The 2,734-nt window shown below is 73.3% G+C and carries 2 protein-coding genes; both read right to left on the bottom strand.

All coding sequences use genetic code 11. From position 1 onward, the window contains the following. A partial coding sequence (locus tag K6I34_RS35135; RefSeq protein WP_229332087.1) for a TIGR02678 family protein occupies positions 1–1,207 on the bottom strand: 1,207 nt, incomplete at its 3' end. Continuing rightward, the coding region (locus tag K6I34_RS35140; RefSeq protein WP_229332088.1) for a TIGR02677 family protein at positions 1,204–2,734 on the bottom strand (1,531 nt) is incomplete at its 5' end. The genes K6I34_RS35135 and K6I34_RS35140, both read right to left, overlap by 4 nt.

Genomic DNA, 2,734 nt, shown 5'->3' on the forward strand with positions numbered 1-2,734 from the left:
GGGTGCGGGAGGCGCGGGGTTCGAGGACGACGGCCTCGCCGACGGCGTACCGGGCGAGGGCCGGGCGGGGCGCGACCGCGTCGCCGTGACGGGTGACGAGTCCCAGCGCGGTGAGCTTGGCGAGCGCCTGCTCGACCAGTTCGCCTTCGGCGCCCGGTTCTTTGGCCGACTTGGCCCAGAAGCCGCCGTAGACGGCGGCGAGTTCACGGACCTTCCGCTGGAGCTCTCCGACGGTGACGGGCCCGTCCGCCGTCGCGAGGTGCTCGGTGAGCAGCAGGGTGACATGGCCGTGGGTGCCCTGTTCGGGCATGCGGACGTCGGTGAGGTCGTCGTCGGGGTCGACCATGGCGATGCCCTCGGCCCGTACCTCGGCGACGAGTCCGGTCAGTTCCGTGATGCGGGCGGTGAGGAAGCCGCGCTGCCGGGTGAGGTAGGCGAGCTCCGCGTCGGTGAGTTCGTCGTAGTACAGCACCGGGTCGTCGAGCAGGCGGCGGGTCAGTGAGCGGCGCATCGCGCGGAACCGCAGGTCGTCGCTGTCCAGGGCGGTTTCGGCGACCAGTTCGGCCAGACGCTCGTCGAAGGTGCCGGCCCGCACCGTGGAAGGGCCCCGGCGCGTGGCGAGCAGACCGGCCAGCACGCGGCGCTCGACGTCGTAGAGGACGTCGCCCGCTCCGCTGACGTACGCCTCCTCGTCACCGGCGACCCGTCGCAGGACACCGAGCCTCAGCAGGAGCTTGACGACGGCGGCGAGGTCGAGGCGCTCGTCGCGGCGGTCCAGGGTGAAGTGGATGCCACAGGCGGCGAGATGGGGGTCCGCCGCGTCCAGAACGACCTGGTCGGCGAGGCGGCCGAGCGCTGTCTGGTTCTCGCCGCGTTCCAGGGCCGCGAGGGCGAGACAGAGCAGGACATAGCGTCGGCGGGTGAAGGGAGCACCGGCCCGGCCGGCCTCGCGGGCCGGGTGTGCCGGGTCGGAGAGCAAGCCGGGGGTCTTGTACAGGCGGGCGGCCTCGGCGTCCACGTGGAGGGACCAGCCGGTGTTGCGGTCGAACCACGCGCGCAGTTCCGAGGCGTGGCGGCGGACGAGCCGGAAGTCGTCCGAACGCGGGCCGCGTGCGAGCAGGAGAGGCTCCTTGAGCAGAGCGCGCGCGGCCTTGCGCGACTCGGCGGCGTGCTGCCCGTCCAGGACCTCGGTAAGTGTGGCGTTCATCGCCTGCCGTCCCCCCTGTCCCCCTCTGTGAGGTCGATGATCTCGACGGTGTGGTCGGGGCCCCGGAACGTGCCCCCGGGGGTGGTGATCTCGGCGGCCGTGCCATCGCCGAGCGCGGTGAGGCGGATCTCCATGGACCCGTCGTTGCTGGTGGCGGACGTACGTGTCATGCCGGGCCGCCAGGTGGCGAGGGCGTCGCCGAGGAGCTGGAGGAAGAGGCCGAACGCGAGCGGATCGAGGTCGCCGAGGGCGGAGAGCCGGGTGACGCCGTCGGTGGCGAGCCGCGCCCGCGCGGCGGCGGTCTCGGCGGCCTGCTTGGCGGCGATCTCGGCGAGATGGCGGCGTGCCTCGGACCGGTCCTCGACCCTGCGCGGCTTGCCGCGCCGTTCGTAACTGCCGGTGCGCCGCAACTGCGGGCTGATCCGCAGCGGTTCGGCCGCGGCCCACGGGGTGGCGGCGGGCACCGGCCGGGCCGCGCGGACGGCGAGGGTGTCGGCGTCGACGGTGAGGTGGCGGGCGGGGTAGAGCCCGAAAGCGGTGCGCCACAGACGGTGCCGGGCCTCGTCGTCGGGCGCCTCGGCGAACCAGCGGGCGAGCGTACGGAAGTCGGCCGAACGGTCGGAGCGCCCGGCCCTGCGCTCGTTCAGCGACCGTACGACCGCCAGGAGCTGGGGGATCGCCCCGAGCGCCCGGCCGCGCAGCAGCCGCGCCTGCGATTCCCGCCCGTCCCTGCTGATGAACCAGGCGGCGAGCCCCTCCCAGCGGCCGGCCCACCGCGCGTACGCCTCCTGCTCCGCGCCCTCCGCGTCCTCCGGGGACGCGTCGGCGGCCTCGCGAGCGGCGGCGGCCCGGAGCAGCGGTGCGATCGCGTCACCACCCTCCAGCTCCAGGATCAGCTGGGCGATGCGTCCGCCGAGAGTGATCAAGTCCTGGATGAACCGCTCCAGATACTGGATGAGCCGGTCCTTGTAGGCGAGGAAGACCTCCTCCTCGACGTCGTGCAGGTCGATGGTGCGCTGCAGGGAACCCATGAAGGCCCGGGCGTTCTCGGCGAGGGCCGCGAACCGGCTGGTCAGCGCGTCGAGCGCGAGGTGGGCCTTGGCCGGGTCAGGCTCCTCCTCGGCTCCCAGGACGAGCAGGGCCCGCAGGTGGGTGACGATGTCGTGCAGCGCGACCGCCTGCAGCGCGCCCCGTCGGCCGAGCGCTTCGTCGTACGCGGAGAGCGCCTCCTCCGCCGCTTCTCCCGCCTGGGTGAGCTGGTAGACGAACCGCTTGCGGTAGAAGTCCTCGACGGCCGTGACGCGTGCCGTGTCGGGATCGGCCCGCAGATTTCCCCATTCGACGAGGCTGTCCAGCGCCTTGACCACGGCGTCGAGCTCGGCCGGACGCTCACCGGCGGGCAGGGCGGCATGCACGTCCTCGGGCCGCAGATGCACCGCGAAGCGCTCCTTGGCGGCGAGGAACGTCCGCATCGTCCGCCGGTAGAGGGCGGAGTTGGGGGCGGTGAGGTGGGCGAAGGGGGCGTAC

The sequence above is a fragment of the Streptomyces sp. UNOC14_S4 genome (genome assembly GCF_020740835.1).
In the GTDB taxonomy this organism is placed as follows: Bacteria; Actinomycetota; Actinomycetes; order Streptomycetales; family Streptomycetaceae; genus Streptomyces.